General features: G+C 59.5%; 22 protein-coding genes. 11 read left to right on the top strand and 11 right to left on the bottom strand.

Features of this window, described 5'->3' with window-relative positions; all coding sequences use genetic code 11:
* The first annotated feature begins 17 nt into the window (after positions 1 to 17).
* Positions 18 to 587: an elongation factor P gene (locus tag BWR59_RS20705; RefSeq protein WP_081567502.1), complete on the top strand. Its 570-nt coding sequence runs from the start codon at positions 18 to 20 to the stop codon at positions 585 to 587.
* A gap of 117 nt (positions 588 to 704) precedes the next feature.
* On the opposite strand, the gene BWR59_RS20700 is transcribed toward BWR59_RS20705, so the two are convergent.
* From BWR59_RS20700 to BWR59_RS20690, 3 genes are all read right to left on the bottom strand, one after another.
* The gene (locus tag BWR59_RS20700) at positions 705 to 1,724 is read right to left on the bottom strand and encodes an alpha/beta hydrolase (RefSeq protein WP_081567501.1); all 1,020 of its coding nucleotides are present in this window, start codon (positions 1,722 to 1,724) and stop codon (positions 705 to 707) included.
* A 26-nt stretch (positions 1,725 to 1,750) separates the two neighbouring features.
* The gene (locus BWR59_RS20695; RefSeq protein WP_081567500.1) at positions 1,751 to 2,170 is read right to left on the bottom strand and encodes an organic hydroperoxide resistance protein; all 420 of its coding nucleotides are present in this window, start codon (positions 2,168 to 2,170) and stop codon (positions 1,751 to 1,753) included.
* A 364-nt stretch (positions 2,171 to 2,534) separates the two neighbouring features.
* Entirely contained in the window at positions 2,535 to 3,008 is a 474-nt protein-coding gene (locus BWR59_RS20690; RefSeq protein ID WP_143490898.1) for a MarR family transcriptional regulator, read from the bottom strand.
* 239 nt (positions 3,009 to 3,247) lie between these two features.
* Between BWR59_RS20690 and BWR59_RS20685 the strand changes: the two genes are divergently transcribed.
* On the top strand, positions 3,248 to 3,994 hold the full coding sequence (locus BWR59_RS20685) for a sulfite exporter TauE/SafE family protein (RefSeq protein WP_081567939.1): 747 nt from the start codon (positions 3,248 to 3,250) through the stop codon (positions 3,992 to 3,994).
* 6 nt (positions 3,995 to 4,000) lie between these two features.
* Here the strand turns inward: BWR59_RS20685 and BWR59_RS20680 are convergent, their stop codons facing one another.
* Positions 4,001 to 4,855: a LysR substrate-binding domain-containing protein gene (locus BWR59_RS20680; RefSeq protein ID WP_218191254.1), complete on the bottom strand. Its 855-nt coding sequence runs from the start codon at positions 4,853 to 4,855 to the stop codon at positions 4,001 to 4,003.
* 98 nt (positions 4,856 to 4,953) lie between these two features.
* Here BWR59_RS20680 and BWR59_RS20675 point away from each other — a divergent pair, with 98 nt between their 5' ends.
* Both BWR59_RS20675 and BWR59_RS20670 read left to right on the top strand, forming a co-directional pair.
* Positions 4,954 to 5,187, top strand: coding sequence for a DUF1127 domain-containing protein (locus BWR59_RS20675; RefSeq protein ID WP_081567938.1), 234 nt, complete (start codon positions 4,954 to 4,956; stop codon positions 5,185 to 5,187).
* A 152-nt stretch (positions 5,188 to 5,339) separates the two neighbouring features.
* Entirely contained in the window at positions 5,340 to 6,581 is a 1,242-nt protein-coding gene (locus BWR59_RS20670; RefSeq protein WP_081567497.1) for a winged helix-turn-helix domain-containing protein, read from the top strand.
* Here BWR59_RS20670 and BWR59_RS20665 read toward each other — a convergent pair.
* Complete coding sequence (locus BWR59_RS20665) at positions 6,571 to 7,917, bottom strand: 3-deoxy-7-phosphoheptulonate synthase class II (protein WP_081567496.1); 1,347 nt, start codon at positions 7,915 to 7,917, stop codon at positions 6,571 to 6,573. The two genes, BWR59_RS20670 and BWR59_RS20665, sit on opposite strands and share 11 nt — an antisense overlap.
* A 195-nt stretch (positions 7,918 to 8,112) precedes the next feature.
* Between BWR59_RS20665 and BWR59_RS20660 the strand changes: the two genes are divergently transcribed.
* Positions 8,113 to 8,868 (top strand): spermidine synthase, encoded by a 756-nt coding sequence (locus tag BWR59_RS20660; protein ID WP_081567495.1) that lies wholly within the window; start codon positions 8,113 to 8,115, stop codon positions 8,866 to 8,868.
* Positions 8,869 to 8,890: 22 nt separating this feature from the next.
* Here BWR59_RS20660 and BWR59_RS20655 read toward each other — a convergent pair whose 3' ends face one another.
* Positions 8,891 to 9,682: a crotonase/enoyl-CoA hydratase family protein gene (locus tag BWR59_RS20655; protein ID WP_081567494.1), complete on the bottom strand. Its 792-nt coding sequence runs from the start codon at positions 9,680 to 9,682 to the stop codon at positions 8,891 to 8,893.
* Positions 9,683 to 10,099: 417 nt separating this feature from the next.
* Between BWR59_RS20655 and BWR59_RS20650 the strand changes: the two genes are divergently transcribed.
* Entirely contained in the window at positions 10,100 to 11,776 is a 1,677-nt protein-coding gene (locus BWR59_RS20650; protein WP_081567493.1) for a DEAD/DEAH box helicase, read from the top strand.
* 177 nt (positions 11,777 to 11,953) lie between these two features.
* Here the strand turns inward: BWR59_RS20650 and BWR59_RS20645 are convergent, their stop codons facing one another.
* Positions 11,954 to 12,721 carry a class III extradiol ring-cleavage dioxygenase gene (locus BWR59_RS20645; protein WP_081567492.1) on the bottom strand — a complete coding sequence of 256 codons (768 nt, stop codon included), beginning with the start codon at positions 12,719 to 12,721 and terminating at the stop codon, positions 11,954 to 11,956.
* A 105-nt stretch (positions 12,722 to 12,826) separates the two neighbouring features.
* Between BWR59_RS20645 and BWR59_RS20640 the strand changes: the two genes are divergently transcribed.
* Positions 12,827 to 13,483 carry a thiopurine S-methyltransferase gene (locus BWR59_RS20640; protein WP_081567491.1) on the top strand — a complete coding sequence of 219 codons (657 nt, stop codon included), beginning with the start codon at positions 12,827 to 12,829 and terminating at the stop codon, positions 13,481 to 13,483.
* 54 nt (positions 13,484 to 13,537) lie between these two features.
* On the opposite strand, the gene htpX is transcribed toward BWR59_RS20640, so the two are convergent.
* A complete protein-coding gene (gene htpX, locus BWR59_RS20635) occupies positions 13,538 to 14,425 on the bottom strand; it encodes a protease HtpX (RefSeq protein WP_081567490.1) in 888 nt (295 codons plus the stop codon).
* Positions 14,426 to 14,686: 261 nt separating this feature from the next.
* Entirely contained in the window at positions 14,687 to 15,898 is a 1,212-nt protein-coding gene (locus tag BWR59_RS20630) for a pyridoxal phosphate-dependent aminotransferase (protein ID WP_081567489.1), read from the bottom strand.
* A gap of 188 nt (positions 15,899 to 16,086) precedes the next feature.
* Here BWR59_RS20630 and msrB point away from each other — a divergent pair, with 188 nt between their 5' ends.
* Positions 16,087 to 16,485, top strand: coding sequence for a peptide-methionine (R)-S-oxide reductase MsrB (msrB, locus tag BWR59_RS20625; protein WP_081567488.1), 399 nt, complete (start codon positions 16,087 to 16,089; stop codon positions 16,483 to 16,485).
* Between the two features lie 104 nt (positions 16,486 to 16,589).
* On the top strand, positions 16,590 to 17,075 hold the full coding sequence (locus tag BWR59_RS20620; protein WP_081567487.1) for a glutathione peroxidase: 486 nt from the start codon (positions 16,590 to 16,592) through the stop codon (positions 17,073 to 17,075).
* A gap of 86 nt (positions 17,076 to 17,161) precedes the next feature.
* On the opposite strand, the gene BWR59_RS20615 is transcribed toward BWR59_RS20620, so the two are convergent.
* Positions 17,162 to 19,486 carry a response regulator gene (locus BWR59_RS20615; protein WP_081567486.1) on the bottom strand — a complete coding sequence of 775 codons (2,325 nt, stop codon included), beginning with the start codon at positions 19,484 to 19,486 and terminating at the stop codon, positions 17,162 to 17,164.
* 102 nt (positions 19,487 to 19,588) lie between these two features.
* On the opposite strand from BWR59_RS20615, the gene BWR59_RS20610 reads away from it, so the two are divergent.
* Together BWR59_RS20610 and BWR59_RS20605 are read left to right on the top strand one after the other, a co-directional pair.
* Positions 19,589 to 20,482, top strand: coding sequence for an ATP-binding protein (locus BWR59_RS20610; protein ID WP_081567485.1), 894 nt, complete (start codon positions 19,589 to 19,591; stop codon positions 20,480 to 20,482).
* The gene (locus tag BWR59_RS20605) at positions 20,479 to 20,961 is read left to right on the top strand and encodes a GAF domain-containing protein (protein WP_081567484.1); all 483 of its coding nucleotides are present in this window, start codon (positions 20,479 to 20,481) and stop codon (positions 20,959 to 20,961) included. Before BWR59_RS20610 ends, BWR59_RS20605 begins: the two co-directional genes overlap by 4 nt.
* Positions 20,962 to 21,116: 155 nt before the next feature.
* On the opposite strand, the gene BWR59_RS20600 is transcribed toward BWR59_RS20605, so the two are convergent.
* Positions 21,117 to 21,890, bottom strand: coding sequence for a hypothetical protein (locus tag BWR59_RS20600; protein WP_081567483.1), 774 nt, complete (start codon positions 21,888 to 21,890; stop codon positions 21,117 to 21,119).
* Between the last annotated feature and the right edge of the window lie 185 nt (positions 21,891 to 22,075).

The raw sequence follows: 22,075 nt of genomic DNA, 5'->3' as shown, positions 1-22,075 counted from the left end.
AAATTCGGATACTCGTAATGAAAACTGGTAAAGAGCTTAAACCCGGCACCGTGATCCGTATCGACAACGATCCTTGGCTGGTTCAGAAAGCTGAATTCACCAAGTCTGGTCGTAACAGCGCGATCATGAAGACCAAGCTGAAGAACCTGCTGACCGGCTACAAGACTGAAACCGTCTACAGCGCCGACGACAAGCTGGACGACGTGATCCTGGACCGCAAAGAAGCCACCCTGTCTTTCATCAGCGGTGACTCCTACACGTTCATGGACACCACTGACTACACCATGTACGAACTGAACGCCGAAGACATCGAAGCCGTTCTGCCTTTCGTTGAAGAAGGCATGACCGACGTCTGTGAAGCTGTATTCTTCGAAGACCGTCTGGTTTCCGTAGAGCTGCCGACCACCATCGTGCGCGTCGTTGACTACACCGAAGGTTCCGCTCGCGGCGACACTTCGGGCAAGGTCATGAAGCCTGCCAAGCTGGCCAACGGTACCGAGCTGCAAGTTGCCGACTTCATCGAAATCGGTGACAAGATCGAGATCGACACCCGTGAAGGCGGTTCCTACAAAGGCCGTGCTAAATAAGCACTGCTTGCGTAACGCCGGATACGAAAAAGCCCGACCATTGAGTCGGGCTTTTTTGTGGGCGACGTTTCGTGCGATTACCAGTTCATGATGTTCATCCTGAAATAACGAGGCGGGTTACTTCAGATGAACCTTCAGTTCCTGAGACGCCTGCAACATGGCCGAGCGAACCTCCGGCACCTGGCTGACCACGTTGAGCAACCCGTAGTCGTGGATCATGCCGTTGTAGCGCACAGCCGTGACCGGCACACCGGCTTGATCCAGCTTGCGGGCGTAGGCTTCGCCTTCGTCACGCAACACATCGGCACCGGCGGTCTGCACCAGCGCAGGTGGCAGACCCTTCAACTGATCCAGTGTGGCGCGCAGCGGTGAGGCATAGATCTCTGCGCGTTGCTTCGGATCGGTGGTGTAGTTGTCCCAGAACCACTTCATCATGTTGCGAGTGAGGAAGTGCCCCTCGGCGAACTGCTCATACGAGCCGGTTTCGAAGTTGGCGTCGGTAACAGGCCACAGCAGCACCTGATATTTGATCGCAGGAGTGCCTTTGTCTTTGGCCATCAGGCTGACGACTGCCGCCATGTTGCCGCCGACGCTATTGCCCGCAACCGCCAGACGCTTGCCGTCGACGTTGATTTCCTTGCCGTGCTCGGCCACCCATTTGGTCGCCGCGTAGGCCTGGTTGATCGCCGTCGGGTAGTGCGCCTCAGGCGAAGGTGTGTAGTTGACGAAGACCGCCACCGCACCCGAGCCCTCCACCAGATCCCGCACCAGACGTTCGTGAGTCGGGTAGTCGCCCAACACCCAGCCGCCGCCGTGGAAGTACATGAACACTGGCAAGGTGCCTTTGACGCCCGCCGGACGCACGATGGTCAGGCTGATGTTCTGGCCATCCACCGAAATGGTCTTCTGGCTGACATCGGCTTTGGGCAGGGTCAGCTTGACCCCCGCCTGAGCGCCGGTCAGTACGGCGCGTGCATCCTTGGGCGAGAGCTGCTCGATCGGCTTGCCCCCTCCGGCGTTCAGTGCATCGAGGAACGCCTGGGTGTTGTGCTCGACGCCGGTGTCGGTCGCCGCGAAAGCGTTGCCGATCGACAGGGCGAGGAGGGAGCCAGCCAGAATCTTGCCGAAAGTGTTCATGTTCATCTCCTTCGTTGGCGGGTGAGTCAGACGGTTACGTGCAGACGTACGTCAACGTTGCCGCGAGTGGCGTTGGAGTAAGGGCAGACCTGGTGGGCTGCGTCGACCAGTGCCTGAGCGTCGGCCTGTTCCAGACCCGGCAGGTTGATGTTCAGGTCGATGTCCAGACCGAAACCGCCAGGGATCTGGCCGATGCCGACGTGGGCAGTGATCGAGGCGTCGGCAGGGATGCTGCGCTTGCTCTGGCCAGCGACGAATTTCAGTGCGCCGATGAAGCAGGCCGAGTAGCCGGCAGCGAACAGTTGCTCAGGGTTGGTGGCTTCACCGCCAGCGCCGCCCAGTTCTTTCGGGGTCGCCAGTTTCACGTCCAGGATCTTGTCGCTGGAAACAGCACGGCCATCACGGCCACCGGTTGCGGTTGCGACTGCGGTATAGAGAGTTTGCATGGTATTTCCTCACTAGATGATGTTGGTTAGAAGCTGTTGTACTTTGCGCTAAAGTTTTGTGCGCTAAGCAAGTGAGATGAAATGTACTTCGCTAATGTTTAGTGCGCAAGACAAATTTTCAGAAAATCTCGGATTCTGTTGGCCAAGAGGTCGCTTTCCTATACAACTAATTGATTTTTATGAAAAATAAAGATAGGAGCATCGAAGGGTTTTACGGGTGATCTCAATCCGTAGCAGCTCGGTTCGGCCGCGGCGCCCTTTAAATCGCCACCGCAGGGCCAAGCGGATTGTGCTTTTTGCAGCGGGAACAAAAAGGCCAGCACGAATGGCTGGCCTATGAGGTAAACGAGGGAAGCGGTGGGGCTCAGATGTTGTCGTGCAGGTTCCCGCGCAGGCCCAGTAGGTCGTGTTGCAATGCCTTGAGCTGCTCCACGCTGATCCCGCTGGCAGCGAGGATGCATTGCGGAATGCTTTGAGCCTTCTTGTGCAGCGCCTTGCCCTGTTCGGTCAGGGTCAGCAGCACCACGCGTTCGTCTTCCTTGCTGCGAGTGCGGCTGATCAGGCCTTCCGCCTCCAGGCGCTTGAGCAGCGGAGTGAGCGATCCAGGGTCGGTCAACAGCTTCGTGCTGACTTCTCCGACCGTCAGACCATCGCGTTCCCACAGCACCAGCATTGCCAGGTACTGCGGGTAGGTGAGATTCAGTTCCTGCAGCAAGGGTTTGTACACCTTGGTCATCATCAGCGACGTGGAATACAGGGCAAAACACAGCTGATTATCCAGCAGAAGGTTTTCGCAACTGCCAGCGCCAGCCGTCGTCGAGCTATCGTCGGCGTTCATGAACATGTCCTCGGTTAATCGGTAGTGATCGCTAATTTAGTGCCATGATCTTTATTGCACCAGATAATTTCGATAATGGGCTGCGAGGTGATTTTCTATCGCCCACGCATTGAGACCTATGGAACACGTATCGTGAATCAACTAATCACGATTCGTAGAGGGTTATCCGCAGCTGTGGATTTCCTCGATCCCTCTGACTGCGTAGCATGCGCGCAAGATCATATTGAGGACCGGTTGTGATTGTCGATGTTGTGATGTACCTGCTGCTGGGCGCTGCCATGGGCACGTTGGGCGGCTTGTTCGGAATTGGTGGCGGGCTGGTAGCGATTCCTGCGTTGGGTGTGTTGTTCGGGCTGGATCAGCAACTGGCACAAGGCACGTCGTTGCTGATGGTGCTGCCGAACGTGTTGCTGGCGTTGTGGCGCTATAACCAGCGCAACCGGATTTCCGTGCGTAACGCGATGATGCTCATTGTTCCGAGTTTCACTGTCTCGTGGCTCACGTCCTTGTGGGCCGTGCGAGTCGACGCCCAGAGCATGCGCATCGGCTTCGTGGCGTTTCTGATCGTGCTGACCCTGTTCAACCTGATCCAGATGTACTGGCGCAAAGGCAATGCTGGCACCGAGTTGCGGCATGCCAAGTGGCTGTGGGTTCTGGGGCTGGGCTCCGGGGTCACGGCGGGGCTGTTCGGCGTGGGTGGCGGTGTGATCGCCACGCCCATTCTCACCGGCGTTTTCGGCGCGACCCAGGTGGCTGCACAAGGCCTTGCGCTGGCACTGGCAGCGCCCAGTACGACGATCACCATGACCACTTATGCGCTGCATGGTCACGTTGACTGGCTGATGGGCATTCCATTGGCCATTGGCGGTCTGGCGAGCATCAGTTGGGGCGTGGCTCTGGCGCACAGCTTGCCCGAGCGTTTGCTGCGCTCGCTGTTCTGTGTGTTCCTGGTGGTCTGCGCGATCATGTTGTGCTTCAGGGTTTGACGACCCCTACAGCTTGAAACCCTCGGCGATGTGATCGGCCAGGCATTCGGTGATCGGTGAAGGATTGTTCGGATTGCGCAGCAGAACGATGCTCGCCGACGGCAACTGTGGCAGTCCTTCCTCTTCACCCAACACGCGCAGATCCGAGGTGATCAGGCTCTGCAACTGAGCCGTCACTGCCAACCCAGCGCTGACCACCGCCATGATCGCCGACAGGCTCGCGCTGGTGTACGCCACGCGATACTCACGACCCGCCGCATCCAGCGCATTGCTCGCCCAAAGACGACAGAAGCAGTCACTGTTGAACATCGCCAGCGGAATCGGCGTCTGTTCATGGGGGCAGAAACCCGCAGCCTCGGCCCAGACGAAACGCTCCTGACGCAGAATCTGCCCGATTTCCTTGCCTGGCTCGCGGGTGACGATGCTCAGGTCCAGATCCTGGCGTTGCAGCAACTGAGCGGAAGATTCGCAATGCACCTCGACTTGAATCAGCGGATACGCCTGCGCGAACCGCGAAAGAATGCCCGGCAGAAAGCGCATCACGTAATCGTCCGGCGTGCCGATTTTCACTGTGCCGACCATGTGCGGCTCGCGCAGCGTGTTGAACACCTCGCTGTGCAGCTTGAGGATGCGCCGCGCATAACCCAGCAGCACTTGGCCTTCCGCCGTCAGGTTCAACACCCGACCGTCCTTTTGAAACAGCGGGCGCTGAACCACATCGTCTTCCAGGCGCTTCATCTGCATGCTGACCGCCGATTGCGTGCGATTGACCACCTCGCCCGCCTTGGTGAACCCGCCTTGATCGGCGATGGCAACGAAGGTGCGTAGCAGTTCACTGTCGATGCTTGGATAGGTGGCCATTACATCAATCTCCCAGATGCAGTGCATCAGAAACATTTGTTGGATTGATCTTAAGCCCGGAGAGAAGATCTAGCCATCCCCACTTGGAGGGCGAGATGATGAAAGGTCAAAAAGGTTATGTACTGGTACTGAAAACCCTGTCCCACGATTCGGCAATTGAACGTGCCTGGCACGCCATGACGGCGCAGATCGCCCGCTGGCGCAAGCTGCACCGTGAACGTATTGTGCTGGCCAGCCTGAGCGACGATGCGCTCAAGGACATTGGCCTCAGTCGCGCCGATGTGTACGAGGAAATTGATCGCCCGTTCTGGGACGACCCGATGAAGCACTGATATGCAAGTCGGTACCGCGGTTCGATCTAAGCAGTCCGGCTTGCCGGCGGTGACGATCGTGAGATAGCCACCGCCCGCAAGCCGGATTGCTGCAGGCATGTGCAACACAGGACGAGATCAGGTAGTTTTGCGGATCGATCAGGAGGTCCTGAATGCCCGCAGAACTGCCGAATCAGCAACTGTCCATCAAACAAGCTCGCCGTCTGGCGCTGACGGCCCAAGGTTTCAATGGCCGCCAGCCGCCTGCCACCTTCAAGGCCAGCCATGTCACGCAGTTGATCGAGCGCCTTGGGGTGCTGCAGATTGACTCGGTGAACGCGTTGGTGCGTTCGCATTACCTGCCGCTTTATTCGCGCCTTGGTAACTACCCCCAGAAGCTGCTGGATCAGGCAGCGTGGAGTCAGGGCCGACAGCGCAAACTCTTCGAGTACTGGGGGCATGAGGCCTCGCTGTTGCCGGTCGAGTTGTACCCGTTGATGCGCTGGCGCATGCAGCGTGCATCTCGGGGCGAAGGCATCTATCAGCAGTTATCCAGGTTTGGCCGTGAACAGCAGCCGACCATCGCCCGCGTGCTGCAAGCCGTGCGCGATCAAGGGGCTCTGGGGGCAGGCAGTCTGAGTACCCGTCAGGAAAAAGCTGGCCAGTGGTGGGACTGGAGCGCTGAAAAACATGCGCTGGAATGGTTGTTCGCGGCGGGTGAAGTGACGGTCGCCGGGCGCCGTGGTTTCGAGCGACTCTACGATTTGCCTGAACGTGTTTTGCCTGCCTCGATCATCAATCACACCGAATTGGCCGAAGCCGATGCCCAGCGCGGCTTGCTGCTGCACGCAGTAAAGGCGCTGGGTGTCGGTACTGAAAAAGACATTCGAGACTATTTTCGTCAGGACCCTGCGCCTGCAAAGGCGGGCCTTGCCGAGTTGGTGGAAGAGGGCGCGATTCAGGCGATACAGGTGCAGGGCTGGAAGCAGCCGGGGTATGCGCTGCCGGAGTTCAAGGTGCCGAGAAAAGTCACTGCCAGCGCGCTGCTTTCGCCCTTCGACTCACTGATCTGGGAGCGTGCGCGCACCGAGCGGTTGTTCGACTTCCATTACCGGCTGGAGATCTACACCCCGGCGCACAAGCGCGTTTACGGCTATTACGTGCTGCCGTTTCTGCACCAGGAGCGCATCGCCGCACGCATCGACCTGCGCGCCGAACGAGCAGCGGGAAGGCTGGCTGTGCATGCCGTTCATGAGGAAGAGCCAGGGCTGGACGAGGAGGGGATGCTTGCGTTGGCGGCCAATCTGCGGCAACTGGCAGACTGGTTGGGTTTGCCGCAAGTGCTGATCAATTGCAAGCGCGCCAGTGCAGCGCGCTTGCGGGTGGCGTTCGTGAATCTGGCAATTAACGTTTGACGGCTTTCAACGTCTCGGCAATCAAGAACGCCAGTTCCAGCGACTGGTCGGCGTTCATCCGTGGATCACAGTGAGTGTGGTAACGGTCTGACAGGCCATCTTCGGTAATCGGACGCGCGCCGCCGATGCATTCGGTGACGTTCTGGCCGGTCATCTCGATGTGGATACCGCCCGCGTAGGTCCCCTCAGCCTGATGCACCTGGAAGAACTGCTTAACCTCGCCCAGGATCTGCGCGAAGTCGCGGGTCTTGTAGCCGCTGCTGGCCTTGATGGTGTTGCCATGCATCGGATCGGAGCTCCACAGCACCTTCTTGCCCTCACGCTCGACTGCACGGATCAGGCCCGGCAGATGATCGCCGACCTTGTTGGCGCCCATCCGTGCGATCAGGTTCAGGCGGCCCGGGTCGTTGTCTGGGTTGAGGATGTCGATCAGGCGAATCAGATCGTCAGTGTTCATGCTCGGGCCGACTTTCACCCCGATCGGGTTCTTCACCCCACGCAGAAACTCGACATGCGCGCCGTCCAGTTGGCGCGTACGGTCGCCGATCCACAGTATGTGCGCCGAGCAATCGTAGAAATCGTTGGTCAGGCTGTCGCGGCGCACAAAGGCTTCTTCGTAGTTGAGCAGCAGCGCTTCGTGGGCGGTGAAGAAGCTGGTTTCACGCAACTGCGGCGAGGTGTCCATGCCACAGGCGCGCATGAAGGCCAGCGTTTCGTCGATTCGGTCGGCCAGATGGCTGTACTTTTCCGAAAGCGCGGAGCCTGCGATGAAATCCAGGTTCCACTGATGCACTTGATGCAGATCGGCAAAACCGCCCTGAGCGAAGGCGCGCAACAGGTTCAGGGTGGCGGTGGACTGGTGATAGGCCTGCAACAGACGATCAGGGTCCGGCACGCGGCTCTTTTCGTCGAAACCGATGCCGTTGACGATATCGCCGCGATAGGCCGGCAGGGTGACGCCATCAATGGTTTCGTCATTGGCGGAGCGCGGCTTGGCGAACTGGCCGGCCATTCGCCCGACCTTGACCACCGGGCAACCGGCGGCGAAGGTCATGACAATCGCCATCTGCAGCAAAACCTTGAAGGTGTCGCGGATTTTCGCAGCGGAAAACTCGAAGAAACTCTCGGCGCAATCGCCACCCTGCAACAGAAAGGCGCGACCCTCGGTGACTTCGGCGAACTGACGGCGCAACTCGCGGGCTTCACCGGCGAACACCAGTGGCGGATAACTGGCCAGCGTCTGCTCGACACGCAGCACGTGATCTGCGTCGGGATACTGGGGTTGTTGCTGGATAGGCAGGGTCCGCCAGCTGTCGGGGCTCCAGGGTTGGCTCATCTTCTACTCGAAATCAAGGCAGTCGGAGGGCCATGGTAGCAGTTAGTCCCGATAATTTGCGTGACCTGCCGGGCCTGCTTCGCCGACAATCCGCGCTTCCCGAGGCTGGCGACTCAGCTCGTCAACCTGCGGCGTTCGGCGAAGGCGATCCCACAGGGTTACCCACTCCAGATAACTATTGGCAAGAGAGCAGCAATGACCGAGGAGCGTGTAGAGCGCGTATTGGCTGAAGTCCACGATGACTTCGGCATGATTCGCGTGCTGGAAGTGGAGGATTATCGCTTCCTGGAGTTCGGCGATGCCATTGAGCAAAGCTGCACCTTCACAGCCGATCCCGCGTGGCTGGAATATGACTACACCCGCGCGATGCTGATCGGTGCGCTGTGTCACGAAGCCCCGGAAAGCGCGCTGTTCATGGGGCTTGGCGCGGGCACGCTGACTCAGGCTTGTCTGAAGTTTTTGCCGCTGGACGACGTCGAGGCCATCGAACTGCGCCCGGACGTGCCGCGTCTGGCCATGGAGTACATGGGCCTGGACGACGATCCGCGTTTGTATATCCGCATCGGCGACGCGCTGGAGTTGCTACCAACCGCCGAAAACGCCGACCTGATCTTCGTCGATCTATATACCGACACCGGCCCTGCAGTGGGCCATCTGGCGTGGGGGTTTCTGGAAAAATGCCAGCAACGCCTGAACCCCGGTGGCTGGCTGATCATCAATCAGTGGGCGTCGGACGACGGCAAACCCTTGGGCGCTGCGTTATTGCGCGGGCTGTATCACCGCCATTACTGGGAGCTGCCGGTCAAGGAGGGCAACGTGATTCTCATCGTGCCCTCCGACCTCGACCAGACCCTGGACATGGATGCACTGACTGCGCGCGCCGAGGCGCTTGCGCCTCAACTGGGCTATTCGCTGCTTTCCTTGATCAAGACAGTACGGCCAGCGACCTGATCCTGATCAAGGCACGACAGCTTCAATGCCCAGTGAAATGCCCCTGTCTGCGTTCGATCAGCGCACGCAGACCTTCCTTTGCGTCGTCGCTGGACATCACCTGCCGCACCTGTGCGGCGAGTTGACCTGCGGCAACCTCTTCACCGTCACGCACCGCCTGACGTGCCGAGGCCAGCGTGGCCCTGACGCCGAGCGGGGCGCGATCGGCAATGCGACCGGCCAGATGCAACGCGCTCGGCAGCAGATCTTCATGGGCCATGACCTCCTGCACCAGCCCCATGCGCAGCGCTTCGTGGGCGTCGAACTCGTCGCCGGTCAGCAGCCAGCGCATGGCATTGCCCCAGCCGGCGATCTGATGCATGCGTAGCGTCGCGCCGCCAAAGGCGAACAGACCTCGCTGCACTTCGATCTGGGAAAAGCGCGCGTTACTGGCGCACAGGTTGATGTCGGCGGCCAGCATCAGCTCGATGCCCAGTGTCAGGCAGTAACCCTGCGCCGCAACGATGACTGGTTTGCTGACTCTGGGGCCTGCGAAAACGCCCCAGGGATCGTAGCCGCCTTCCGGCAGTTGCCAGCCGTTGACCAGTGTGTCGCCGGTCTCGGCCAGATCCAGCCCTGCGGTGAAATGCTCGCCATGGGCGAACACCACCGCGACCCGGGCCTGTTCGTTACGCTCGAACTCGCCGTAGGCCAGGCTGAGCTGGTTGAGCATTTCCATGTCGAAGGCATTGCGCTTGGCCACGCGATCCAGCCCGATGAGCATGATGGAACCGCGCTGTTCCCGGCTGACGTGGCCTTTGATCGAAGAGGTCATGTCGATATTCCTGCGTGCTGAGGAGGAGTGGAGGGTGGGCTGCCTGACTGATGAGGTGAATCGTTTAAGCCCCCGCCGCCAGTAATACCGGGCTTTAGAAAAATAGACACTGACACAGGTTTGCGCAAAGCCTGTGACAGTTGGACGCAAGGTCTTCTTTAACTGAAAAAAATCCTCACATTTTTTGGCAATTCCGGTATAGTGCGCGCCGGCCTTTCATAGGGCCCTCGTCACGGTATGGGTATGCAGAGCCTTTCTCTGCAGGCCGGTTCGGTTACGAACTATCCTTGACGATCCATTCATCAATACGTTTTCGCAAATCCCCGCCGACAAAGCAGCCAGGGCGACTCTAGGGTCTTACACGGCACGCGCAGCTTTGAAGCATGGGTCTTTGCGGATGCACTCAGAGGCAGACCCATGACCCAGGAAACCGGCGGCTTCGCCGCTTTTAATCTCAATCCGAATATTCTTGCAGCCATTATCGCTACTGGCTACGAAGAGCCTTCGGCTATTCAGCAGCAATCGATCCCGATCATCATGGCCGGCCACGACATGATTGGCCAGGCGCAGACCGGCACCGGTAAAACCGCCGCGTTCGCCCTGCCTATCCTGCATCGCATCGATCCTGCCAAGCGCGAGCCGCAAGCCCTGATCCTGGCGCCCACCCGTGAGTTGGCGCTGCAAGTAGCAACCGCTTTCGAAACCTACTCCAAGCAAATGCCTGGCGTGACCGTTGTGGCCGTCTACGGCGGTGCACCGATGGGCCCACAGCTGAAAGCCATCCGTAATGGCGCACAAATCGTCGTGGCGACCCCGGGCCGTCTGTGCGACCACTTGCGTCGCGACGAGAAAGTCCTGGCGACCGTGAACCACCTGGTTCTCGACGAAGCTGACGAAATGCTCAAGCTGGGCTTCATGGATGACCTGGAAGTCATCTTCAAGGCCATGCCTGCAACCCGTCAGACCGTATTGTTCTCGGCAACCCTGCCGCAGTCGATCCGCGCCATTGCCGAACGTCACCTGCGTGATCCGCAGCACGTGAAGATCCAGACCAAGACTCAGACCGTTACCGCGATCGAACAGGCTCACCTGTTGGTTCACGCTGATCAGAAGACCTCTGCCGTTCTGAGCCTGCTGGAAGTCGAAGATTTCGACGCCCTGATCATGTTCGTACGTACCAAGCAGGCAACCCTGGATCTGGCAAGCGCTCTGGAAGCCAAAGGCTACAAGGCTGCTGCGCTGAACGGCGACATCGCCCAGAACCAGCGTGAACGCGTGATCGACTCGCTCAAGGATGGCCGTCTCGACATCGTTGTCGCGACCGACGTTGCTGCCCGTGGTCTGGACGTTCCGCGCATCACTCACGTTTTCAACGTCGACATGCCTTACGATCCAGAGTCCTACGTTCACCGTATCGGCCGTACCGGCCGTGCCGGTCGCGAAGGTCGTGCGTTGCTGCTGGTGACTCCACGTGAGCGCCGCATGCTGCAAGTGATCGAGCGTGTGACCGGTCAGAAAGTCGCTGAAGTTCGCCTGCCGGACTCGCAAGCCGTTCTCGATGCCCGCATCAAGAAACTGACCAACAGCCTCGCGCCGCTGGTTGCCGATGCTGAAGCCAGCCACGGCGAACTGCTGGACCGTCTGACTGCCGACATCGGTTGCACCCCGCGTGCACTGGCCGCTGCTCTGCTGCGCAAGGCCACCAACGGTCAGGCTCTGACTCTGGCTGCCATCGAGAAAGAGCGTCCACTGGTTCCGAACAATGCTCCGCGTGGCGATCGTCCTGATCGTTCGTCGAGTGACCGTCCTGATCGTGGCGACCGCGAGCGTCGCGCTCCGATGCCTCTGGCTGAAGGTCGTGCTCGTTGCCGTACCGCGCTGGGTGCGCGTGACGGTATCGCTGCCAAGAACCTGCTGGGCGCCATTCTCAACGAAGGCGGTCTGGCTCGCGAAGCGATCGGTCGCATCCAGGTGCGTGACAGCTTCAGCCTCGTCGAGCTGCCGGAAGACGGCCTCGAGCGTCTGCTGGCTAAGCTGAAAGACACCCGCGTTGCGGGCAAGCAGCTGAAGCTGCGTCGCTATCGCGAAGACTGATTGGCATTGAGCTGATTGTCTGAACAAAAAAAATCCCCGACTGGTTCGGGGATTTTTTTTGCCTGAGATTTGATGGGATGGCGCGGTCCCTGTGGCACTCCGGCTTGCCGGCGGAGGCGTTCTTGAAATCGCTACCGTCGGCAAGCCGTGTTGCTACGGGGAAGTGGCAAAGCTGAATCAGCCGAAGCGGTAAATATCCATCCCCAACGCACCCATGGTGAAACCTTGGTGGGCGATGCCGAAATCACCGCCCGCACCCCGGGCGAAATACAGCGGAAGCAGGTGCTCGTCAGAAGGGTGGTTGCGCACGGCATTCGGCGCCTGACGTCGGTAATCATGGAGGGCCTCTTCGTCGTTGGCTGCCAGCTTCTCGACCATCCAGTCGCGGAAGGACAGTGCCCAAGGCTCAATACTCTCCGGTCCTGCGTGCCAGTCCAGTTCGCGCAGGTTATGGGTGATGCTGCCGGAGCCGATCACCAGCACGTCTTCCTCACGCAGGCGGCTCAGCGCCTGACCGACGCGAGTCTGCAGGGCGGGGCCCATGCGTGTCGGCAGGGAAACCTGAACCACCGGAATGTCGGCCTGCGGATACATCAAAGACAGGGGTACCCAGACGCCATGGTCAAAGGGCCGACGGCTGTCGATGCGCGCTGGCAAGTCGGCGGCCGCCAGCAGCTCCGTGACGTGGCGAGTCATTTCCGGAAGGCCGGGCGCAGGGTATTGCACCGCAAACAACGCAGCCGGGAAGCCGCCGAAGTCGTGCCAGGTCTCTGGTTGTGGATTGCCATTGACCAATAGTTCGTTGCTCTCCCAATGTGCCGAGACGATGACGATCGCCTTTGGTCGCGGCAACTCTGCGGCCAGACGCTGTAACGCCGGGCCGCTCTCGCCGGGTTCCAGCGCGAGCATTGGTGAGCCGTGAGAAATGAACAGGCTGGGGAACATGTCGGGCGTCCTGAGCGTATAAGATACGCAGCATGATCAGGCAGATCATTGATCTAAATCTAATATAAGTTTTAGTGCCGTTTGATCGAATTATCAGGAGCATTTATGGAGCCGCAGTTTTGGCATGAGCGCTGGGCGATCAATCAGATTGGCTTCAATCAGTCCGAGGTGAATCCCTACCTGCAGAAGTTCTGGCCTGAGCTGAACCTCAAGCCAGGCGAAAGAGTACTGGTGCCTCTTTGCGGCAAGACCATCGACATGCGCTGGCTCAACCAGCAGGGCTTGCATGTGGTCGGCGTCGAGCTGTCGGAAAAAGCCGTTCAAGACTTCTTCAGCGAGGGAGGCGTGGAGCCCAGAGTCGAAGTGCGGGGGCACTTCAAGGTCTACAGCGTTGAGGCGTGCGAGATCTGGTGCGGCGACTTCTTCGCGCTCAAAGCCAAGGACATCGGCAATTGCTCGGCTCTGTACGACCGCGCGGCCCTGATCGCATTGCCGGCCGAGATGCGCTGGCGTTATGTCGAGTGCCTCAACCGAATCCTCCCGGCCGACTGCCGAGGGCTCCTGATTTCACTGGATTACGAACAGTCGGAAATCGCCGGGCCGCCATTTTCGGTGCCTGAGGAGGAGGTCATGCAACTGCTTTCACCTGAGTGGCGCGTAAAGCTGATCGCCGATGAGGACGTGTTACACAAGAGCCGCAAGTTTCTGGATGCGGGTGCGAGCCGTTTGATCGAGACGGCATATCGGATGTTTCGGCGTTAATCCAGTCGAAAAAAAAGGGCGACTCAGTCGCCCTTTTTCATTACTGCTGCCTGATCAACCGCGGCGGCGCAAAGCCTCGATACGGTCTTCCAGTGCCGGGTGGCTCATGAACAAGCCCGCCAGACCGTGTTTCAGGCCACCGTTGATGCCGAAAGCGGTCATGCTCTCAGGCATCTGCACCGGAACGCCCTGTTCGGAGCGCAAACGCTGCAAGGCACTGATCATTGCCCCTGTACCTGCCAGGCGGGCACCGGCATCGTCGGCGCGGTATTCACGCTTGCGCGAGAACCACATGACGATGGCGCTGGCCAGGAAGCCCAGCACGATTTCAGCGAAGATGGTCGCGATGTAGAACGCGATGCCACGGCCTTCCTCGTTCTTGAAGATCACCTTGTCGACGAAGTTGCCGATGATGCGGGCGAAGAACATCACGAAGGTGTTCACCACGCCCTGAACCAGCGCCAGGGTGACCATGTCGCCGTTGGAAACGTGGCCGATTTCGTGGGCCAGCACCGCTTTCACCTCATCAGGCGAAAAACGCTCCAGCAAGCCTTGGCTGACCGCGACCAGCGCATCGTTCTTGTTCCAGCCGGTAGCGAAGGCGTTGGCTTCGTATGCCGGGAAAATCCCGACTTCCGGCATCTTGATGCCAGCGTCGCGGGACAGCTGTTCTACGGTTTGCAGCAGCCATTGTTCGTGGCGGGTGCGAGGCTGGGTAATGATTTGGGTCCCCGTGCTCATCTTCGCCATCCATTTGGAGATGAACAGCGAGAACAGCGAGCCGGCAAAACCGAATACGGCGCAGAAGATCAGCAGCTGATTGAGGTTGAGATCAACCCCGTTGGCCGCCATGAACCCATTGAAGCCAAAAAGGCTCAGGGTAATGCTGGCAATCAGCACGACCGCAAGGTTAGTGGCCAAAAACAGCAAGATGCGCATCATGATCTGGAATTTCTCCTCGTGAAGAATGTGTAACGTGTTGCGGGGTATATAAGGTGATGTTGGTGGCTATTCAACCGGGCGACTATTTCAAACTGTGTCGTTTTGCGCCGCCAAGGCAATTATGGACCATTGGCGAAAGGGTGGGGGTAGAGCGATTGCAAGGGAGAGCACGGAAAACGGCGCGTTTAGCAGCCGGGCTTGCTGGCGGTGACGTTTTCGAGAACGCCCCCGCCGGCAAGCCGTGCCGCTACACGGCCAGCATTATTGGCGGTACGACTTCAGGAAGTTACCGATCCGGCCAATGGCCGCTTCCAGGTCGTCCACCCGTGGCAACGTGACCACGCGGAAGTGATCCGGCCATGGCCAGTTGAACGCCGTACCCTGAACGATCAGCAGTTTTTCCGAGAGCAGCAGGTCCAGCGCGAATTTCTCGTCGTTGTGGATCGGGCAGACTTTCGGGTCGATCCGCGGGAACGCGTACAGCGCGCCCATTGGCTTCACGCAGCTGACGCCCGGAATATCGTTGAGCAATTCCCAGGTGCGGTTGCGCTGTTCCAGCAGACGGCCTGGCGGCAGGATCAGGTCATTGATGCTCTGATAGCCGCCCAGCGCTGTCTGGATCGCGTGCTGGCTCGGCACGTTGGCACACAGACGCATGTTGGCGAGGATGTCGATGCCCTCGATGTAGCTCTGAGCGTTGTGTTTCGGGCCGGAGATGGCGATCCAGCCGGAACGGAAACCCGCCACGCGGTAGGACTTGGACAGGCCATTGAAGGTCAGGCACAGCAGGTCCGGCGCCAGCGAAGCGGTGCAGATGTGCACGGCGTCGTCGTACAGGATCTTGTCGTAGATTTCGTCGGAGAACACCACGAGGTTGTGCTGGCGAGCGATTTCCAGCATGCCCAGCAGCACTTCTTTCGAGTACACGGCGCCAGTGGGGTTGTTCGGGTTGATGATCACCATGGCCTTGGTGTTCGGCGTGATCTTGGCCTTGATGTCGTCCAGATCAGGCCACCAGTTGGCCTGCTCGTCGCACAGGTAATGCACCGGGTTGCCGCCGGACAGCGCCACGGCAGCGGTCCACAGCGGATAGTCCGGCGCCGGGACCAGCACTTCATCGCCGTTGTTGAGCAACGCCTGCATCGACATCACGATCAGCTCGGACACGCCGTTGCCCAGGTAGATGTCTTCGATGCCGACACCTTCGACCTGCTTCTGCTGGTAGTACTGCATCACCGCCTTGCGCGCGCTGAACAGGCCTTTTGAGTCGCTGTAGCCTTGGGCGGTCGGCAGGTTGCGGATCACGTCCTGCAGGATCTCGTCCGGCGCCTCGAAACCAAACGGCGCCGGGTTGCCGATGTTCAGCTTGAGGATGCGATGGCCTTCCTCTTCCAGGCGCTTGGCGTGCTTGAGCACTGGCCCGCGAATGTCGTAGCAGACGTTGGCGAGCTTGTTCGATTTGCTGAACTGCATGGTGATTGATCCCGAAAATGGACGGTCCGCTGTAGACGAAGAACGAGGACCGCTGAGCGCCATCAAAATGAATTTGTACGCAAGAAACGCGGGTGACAGACTGGCGTCTAACGAAGGCGCAATCATACGTGCCACCCGATCCGTGGAAAAGACACAGATCGGGCTTTTTCAGTTGTGGAGGTGTACCCGTGGAAAAGCTGGAAAAAACCCTCGAAGAATGGAAACAGATGCTCGATCCGGAGCAGTACAACGTCTGTCGCCTGAAAGCCACCGAGCGTCCTTTCACCGGCAAGTACAACAGCACCAAGACCGACGGCGTCTACCATTGCGTGTGCTGCAATGAGCCGCTGTTCGACTCCACCACCAAGTTCGACTCGGGCTGCGGCTGGCCGAGCTTCTATGCGCCGCTGGAAGGCAGTGCGGTTGTGGAGGTGCGCGATGTGAGCCACGGCATGATTCGTACCGAAGTGGTCTGCTCCAAATGCGATGCTCACTTGGGCCATGTGTTTCCGGACGGCCCGCCGCCAACCGGCCTGCGGTATTGCATCAATTCGGTGTGCCTGGACCTGGTGCCGCGCGAGGCCTGAATGTCCTGCGCGGGCTGATACGGCGACATCACCGCCAAGAATTGAATGGCGCGCCAACCAATGGCGCGCTAATTTGGCGGTTCGACCCTTTTCGAGGCATCGCCATGAGCGACAATTTGCTGAACATTCCGGTGCAGACCATCAAAGGCGAGCAGAAAACCCTGGCCGATTACGCCGGCAAGGCGGTGCTGGTGGTGAACACGGCGAGCAAGTGCGGCTTCACGCCTCAGTACAAGGGCCTCGAAGAACTATGGCAGAGCTACAAGGATCGCGGTCTGGTGGTGCTGGGTTTTCCATGTAACCAGTTTGGCAAGCAGGAGCCGGGCAATGAAGGCGCGATCTCCGAGTTCTGTGAGCTGAACTATGGCGTGAGCTTTCCGTTGTTCAAGAAGATCGACGTCAACGGCAGCGACGCCCATCCGTTGTTCGTACAGCTGAAGAAACGCGCACCGGGCCTTCTCGGCTCCGAAGGCATCAAGTGGAATTTCACCAAATTCCTGATCGGCAGGGACGGCACACTGATCAAGCGTTATGCCCCGCTGACCAAGCCGGAAGAACTGAAGTCCGATATCGAAGCGTTGTTGAAATGACGGCAAGCCATCCGTAGCAGTCCGGCTTGCCGGCGGTGGCGTTCTCAGAGTCGCTACCGCAGCAAAGCCGTGCTGCTACATGGTCATCACTCATTTACCTGCACTACCGCAATCCACTGTTCCAGCAGGTAATTCAATTCCTCCCGATGAAACGGCTTCGCCAGATAGTCGTTCATGCCTGCGTTCTTGCAGTGTTCGCGCTCTTCCGGCATCGCGTTGGCAGTCAAGGCGATGATCGGCAGGCCGGGCCATTTGCCGCTCTGGCGGATCAGCCGGGTGGCTTCATAGCCGTCCATCACTGGCATGTTGCAGTCCATCAACACCAGATCGAACTGCCCGCGCTCAAGCTGTTGCAACGCTTCGCCACCGTGGCTGGTGACCACCACCTCGCAACCCAGCTTGCTGAGCATGCCCTTGGCCACCAGTTGGTTCACCGGATTGTCTTCCACCAGAAGAATACGCGCACGATGGGCCAGAGGCTGCTCAACAGTCTGGCGAACGCCTGGCCGCTGCCCTTCACTGAGGAGAATGCGGCTCAGCGCCTGATGCAAAACGACGCGTGACAAAGGGCGGGCGTGTTGCTGCAGCGGCGCGAGGGCGACGACTTGTTCTGCGGGCATGAAGTTGCCGTAGGCCGTTACCAGCAAAACGGGAATCCGCGTCGCCGGGCGGATGCCGATCAGGCATTCGGGGCAGTCGGTGATCAACAGGTCTGGCTGTACATCCGGCTGCGGATCGTTGGCCGAGAAGTGCCGGTAGTCGATGCCCCAGTCCGGGAGTAACCCGCTCAACAACTCCACCAGCCCGCTGCCCGCCGTACTGACCACCACGACCCGGCCTTTCAGGGGCGGCCATACAGGCGCGGGCGTGTGGGCGGGCAGCGGCAGATCGGCATAGAAACGGCTGCCGACCCCGGCAGTGGATTCGATATGCAACTGACCATTCATGGCCTCGCACAGATTGTGTGTCAGGGTCAGACCCAGACCTGTGCCGCCGTACTGTCGCGTGATTGCCGCTTCCGCCTGAGTGAATGGCTGGAAGATTTTCGCCTGGGCGTCCTGCGCGATACCGATGCCGGTGTCGCAGACCTCAATGCGGACCTTGTCCTGATACTCCCTCAGGCGAATGTCAACGCGCCCGACGCGGGTGAACTTGAGAGCGTTGGACAACAGATTGCTGACGATCTGCCGCACTCGCGTCGGATCGCCCAGCACCAGCGCTGGAAAGCGCGGGTCGATCAGGCACGTCAGCTCCACGCTCGATGCAGCGTTCTGCGACAGCAGGTTGGCGGTGTCTTCGATCAGCGTGGCAAGGTCGAACGGGATGCGTTCGAGTTCAAGCTGACCGGCGTCGAATTTCGACAGGTCGAGAATGTCGTTGAGCAGCTCCACCAACACCTTGCCCGAGTCGTGGGCGATCGACAGTTGCTGGCGTTGTTCGGCGCTCAGTGGGCCATCCAGCGAAAGCGCGAGCATGCCCAGCAGGCCGTTGAGCGGCGTGCGGATCTCGTGACTCATGTGCGCCAGAAATGCCGAGCGGGCGTGGGCCATGTCCAGCGCCGTGCTGCGGGCGATCTGCAATTCTTCGTTTGACTGGCTCAGGCGTGCGTTGCTGGCTTTGAGTTCAACGGTTCGAGCCGAGACGATGTCTTCCAGTTCATTCAAATGATCGGTGAGCCGGTTTTCCGCGTCGCGACGGCGGCGGAATTCGGACGCGACGTTCTCGAACTGTTGATTGGCGACCTGTACCAATACGCCGATTTCATCGTTTTCGTGGCCGGGAGGGCAGGGCAATGCGATCTGGCTTGGGCTGCGCGAGTCGCGACTGGCGAGCGCACGGATGATCCCGGTCAACGGTTTGGTCAGGGTCAGGTAGAACAAGGCCATGAGAATGCCCGCCAGCACCAGGCTGCGGACGAAGCCATTGAGCAGGGTGATTTCGGCCCGTTGCAAAAAATGGCTGCCGAAGGCAAAGGTGTCGACGTCCAGATGCAGGGTGCCAATGGCTTCATTGGGCATGTGGTCCAGATGCAGCACGTCTTCGAACTGCCGGCTTTTGCCAAACAGGAAGTCGCTGAGCATCCGGTAGCGGCTTTCCACTACGGGGCGCGACACGGCGGCCAGCAGGACATTGTTGTTGTCGGTCAGGCGCGCGCTGATGACGGCGGGTGAATGAAGCAGGCCCGAGGTCAGTTCCTGAGCCAGTTCGGAATCGATGTTGTAGGCAATGCGTGAAGCGGGGTTGTGACTGATTTGCAGCAAAGAGCGAATTTCACGATCGATGGATGCGTCTTCGCTGGCATAATCGATTGCAATTTGAACAAGGCTGAGCAGCGTCCCCAAAAGGAAGCCGATCAGAACGGTCAAACGGGCCTGTTTGAACGACAGTCGGTGAGTGATCGGTATATCCATAAGGGCGCTTGATCCATGAGGGACTTGCACGTCTCGTGTCCGTCGCGGCCCAAGCATAGCTGATCGCACACCGGCTTTAACCTGTTAAATCAAGGAGACATTGTGGATTCTCGGTTGAACGCATTTCTGGAGCGCGCCGAATCGGTTCTGGCGCGACTGGAGCCTTTGTTGCCGGCTATTCGCGAGCCGGTGGACTGGGACAAATCCCTCGCTGCGCGCTGGGTACGTGAAGGGCGCGTCGGCTACCTGATGCCGCTGGAAGTGACCCTGGACATGCGCCTGTCGGACCTGATCGGTGTCGACCATCAGCGCGAGCAACTGGGGCGCAACACGCAGCAGTTCATCGACGGCTTGCCCGCCAACCACGCGTTGCTCTGGGGCTCGCGCGGCACCGGCAAGTCATCGCTGGTCCGCGCACTGCTGGCCGAGCACGCCAAGGCCGGTCTGCGCCTGATCGAGATCGAGCGCGACCATCTGGGCGATCTGCCGCGTGTCGTTGAACAGCTGCAGAAGCTGCCGCAACGTTTCGTGCTGTTCTGTGACGACCTGTCGTTTGAGTCGGGCGAGGGCGACTACCGCGTGCTCAAGAGCGTGCTCGATGGCTCGCTGGAGCAGGCTCCGGACAACGTGCTGCTGTACGCCACCTCCAACCGCCGTCATCTGGTGCCTGAAAAAGAGAGCGACAACGCTCACTGGCAGCGCGGCGACGACGGCGAGATTCACCCGAGCGAGGCCGTGGAAGACAAGATTGCCTTGTCCGACCGCTTTGGCCTGTGGCTGTCCTTCTATCCATTCACACAGGAGCACTTCCTGGACGTGGTGGAGCACTGGGTTGGCGAACTGGCGACCAAGGCCGGGCTGCAATGGCAGCGCAATCAGGAACTCGACATTCTGGCCGTGCGCTGGGCAACAGGTCGCGGCAACCGCAACGGCCGCTGCGCCTATCAGTTCGCCCGTTACTGGGTTGGTTTGAAAATGCTGGAGCAACACCCATGATCGATTTGAATGCAGCAGGCGAGGGGCTCGACGGCTACCGCCTGTTGGCCGCGCAACTGGAGTCGTTGTTGGCGGATGAGCGCGACTTCATCGCCAACGCCGCGCAGTTTTCCGCGTTCCTTTATACCCAGCTCGATGATTTGAACTGGGCTGGCTTCTACCTCAATCGTAACGAAGAGCTGGTCCTTGGTCCGTTCCAGGGGCAGATTGCCTGCGTGCGAATTCCGTTCGGCAAGGGCGTTTGCGGGACTGCGGCACAGCGCCGCGAGACCCAGCGCGTGCTGGATGTGCATGAGTTCCCGGGGCACATCGCCTGCGACAGCGCGTCGAACAGCGAACTGGTCGTGCCGTTGGTCAAGGAAGGGCGTCTGATTGGCGTTCTGGACCTGGACAGTCCGAGTCTGGCGCGTTTCAGCGAAGCGGATCAGGCGGGAGTCGAGCAACTGGCGGCGATCTTTCTCAAGGCCACTGATTGCTGAGTTGAGGCGCTGATAAGTGATACCTGTAGCAGCACGGCTTGCCGGCGGTGGCGTCATCTGGATCGCGCTACCACCGGCAAACGGAACACCTCCCGGCCGGGTGGCTACGGAGCGCTATTCATAAGCGCCATTTACATTGTCGATGGGGCAAGCCATCAATCGTAGATGGCTTTCTTCTTCCATTCGGCATCGGCGTCGTCGGCCTTCAGGCCTTCGGTCAGTTCGTTATGGTCGTCTTCGGTTGGCGCGATGGTGTCGAGCACCATGGCGTTGGCCCGCGCCAGCTGACGCTCCATCGCCTGCAAGTGCGTTTTCCACGGCGCAGGTTCCGCCTGATTCTTCAGATATTGCACGCCGCGTTCAAAGGCGAGGCGCGCCTGACCCGGCTGCTCCTGGTTCAACGCTTGCTGCCCCAGGTTATTGAAGAACTCGATGTGCAGCAGCACCAGCATGTTGCGGATTTCGCGAATCCAGTGCTTGGCTTCGGCGGTCTGCAAGGCGCCGTCGTGGGCGGCGCGAGTGACCTGACCGTGCATGGCTTCCAGCAGAAAGCGCACGTCCTTGGCCTTGGCTTCGGTCTGAATCGGGCTGACCGGGTTGCTGACCTTGATGTTATCGCCCTGAGCCAGCAGCGCTTCCAGTTCGGTCTCACGCTCTTGAATGCCGGGGTTGTTTCTTCTTTCCAGTGCGATCAGGCGCTTGATCACGTTCAGCTCCAGACGCACCAATAGAAGCTTGAGCGCCGGGCTCATCAATTGACCGGGGAAGGTCTCGGACAGCTCGCTGCAGCGGCGAAGGCGATCATTGAGTTCAACCAGCGTGCGGGCGCGCTCGACCTTCTTGGCTTCGGCGACATGGTTCAAATAGCCAACAGCAATCAGGAGTACGATGCCTGCTACTACCAACAGGGTGATAAAGAGTGGTGTCACCGCACGAGCCTCAATCAGGTTAATTTTGCGCCGAGTGTAGTGGCTAAGCACTAGCACGGGAAGGGTAGTGGTCGGCACGTCCTTTAATAGCTATGTCCTCTCACAACTCTGTATCGGCCGTTCATTACCTAAATAGAGGGCGAAGTCATTGATTTGAATAAATTTTCATTGGGGGGTTGACGACC

The organism is Pseudomonas sp. Bc-h (assembly GCF_002080045.1).
Lineage (GTDB): Bacteria > Pseudomonadota > Gammaproteobacteria > Pseudomonadales > Pseudomonadaceae > Aquipseudomonas.
The sequence above is the reverse complement of the archived record's forward strand: the minus strand, read 5'-3'. Positions and strand labels throughout refer to the sequence as shown.

Bases quoted from the DNA above. Each gene is read 5' to 3' on its own strand.
- BWR59_RS20705 (WP_081567502.1), top strand. From the start codon at position 18: ATGAAAACTGGTAAAGAGCTTAAACCCGGCACCGTGATCCGTATCGAC.
- BWR59_RS20700 (WP_081567501.1), bottom strand. From the start codon at position 1,724: ATGAACACTTTCGGCAAGATTCTGGCTGGCTCCCTCCTCGCCCTGTCG.
- BWR59_RS20695 (WP_081567500.1), bottom strand. From the start codon at position 2,170: ATGCAAACTCTCTATACCGCAGTCGCAACCGCAACCGGTGGCCGTGAT.
- BWR59_RS20690 (WP_143490898.1), bottom strand. From the start codon at position 3,008: ATGAACGCCGACGATAGCTCGACGACGGCTGGCGCTGGCAGTTGCGAA.
- BWR59_RS20680 (WP_218191254.1), bottom strand. From the start codon at position 4,855: ATGGCCACCTATCCAAGCATCGACAGTGAACTGCTACGCACCTTCGTT.
- BWR59_RS20675 (WP_081567938.1), top strand. From the start codon at position 4,954: ATGAAAGGTCAAAAAGGTTATGTACTGGTACTGAAAACCCTGTCCCAC.
- BWR59_RS20670 (WP_081567497.1), top strand. From the start codon at position 5,340: ATGCCCGCAGAACTGCCGAATCAGCAACTGTCCATCAAACAAGCTCGC.
- BWR59_RS20665 (WP_081567496.1), bottom strand. From the start codon at position 7,917: ATGAGCCAACCCTGGAGCCCCGACAGCTGGCGGACCCTGCCTATCCAG.
- BWR59_RS20660 (WP_081567495.1), top strand. From the start codon at position 8,113: ATGACCGAGGAGCGTGTAGAGCGCGTATTGGCTGAAGTCCACGATGAC.
- BWR59_RS20655 (WP_081567494.1), bottom strand. From the start codon at position 9,682: ATGACCTCTTCGATCAAAGGCCACGTCAGCCGGGAACAGCGCGGTTCC.
- BWR59_RS20650 (WP_081567493.1), top strand. From the start codon at position 10,100: ATGACCCAGGAAACCGGCGGCTTCGCCGCTTTTAATCTCAATCCGAAT.
- BWR59_RS20645 (WP_081567492.1), bottom strand. From the start codon at position 12,721: ATGTTCCCCAGCCTGTTCATTTCTCACGGCTCACCAATGCTCGCGCTG.
- BWR59_RS20640 (WP_081567491.1), top strand. From the start codon at position 12,827: ATGGAGCCGCAGTTTTGGCATGAGCGCTGGGCGATCAATCAGATTGGC.
- htpX (WP_081567490.1), bottom strand. From the start codon at position 14,425: ATGATGCGCATCTTGCTGTTTTTGGCCACTAACCTTGCGGTCGTGCTG.
- BWR59_RS20630 (WP_081567489.1), bottom strand. From the start codon at position 15,898: ATGCAGTTCAGCAAATCGAACAAGCTCGCCAACGTCTGCTACGACATT.
- BWR59_RS20620 (WP_081567487.1), top strand. From the start codon at position 16,590: ATGAGCGACAATTTGCTGAACATTCCGGTGCAGACCATCAAAGGCGAG.
- BWR59_RS20615 (WP_081567486.1), bottom strand. From the start codon at position 19,486: ATGGATATACCGATCACTCACCGACTGTCGTTCAAACAGGCCCGTTTG.
- BWR59_RS20605 (WP_081567484.1), top strand. From the start codon at position 20,479: ATGATCGATTTGAATGCAGCAGGCGAGGGGCTCGACGGCTACCGCCTG.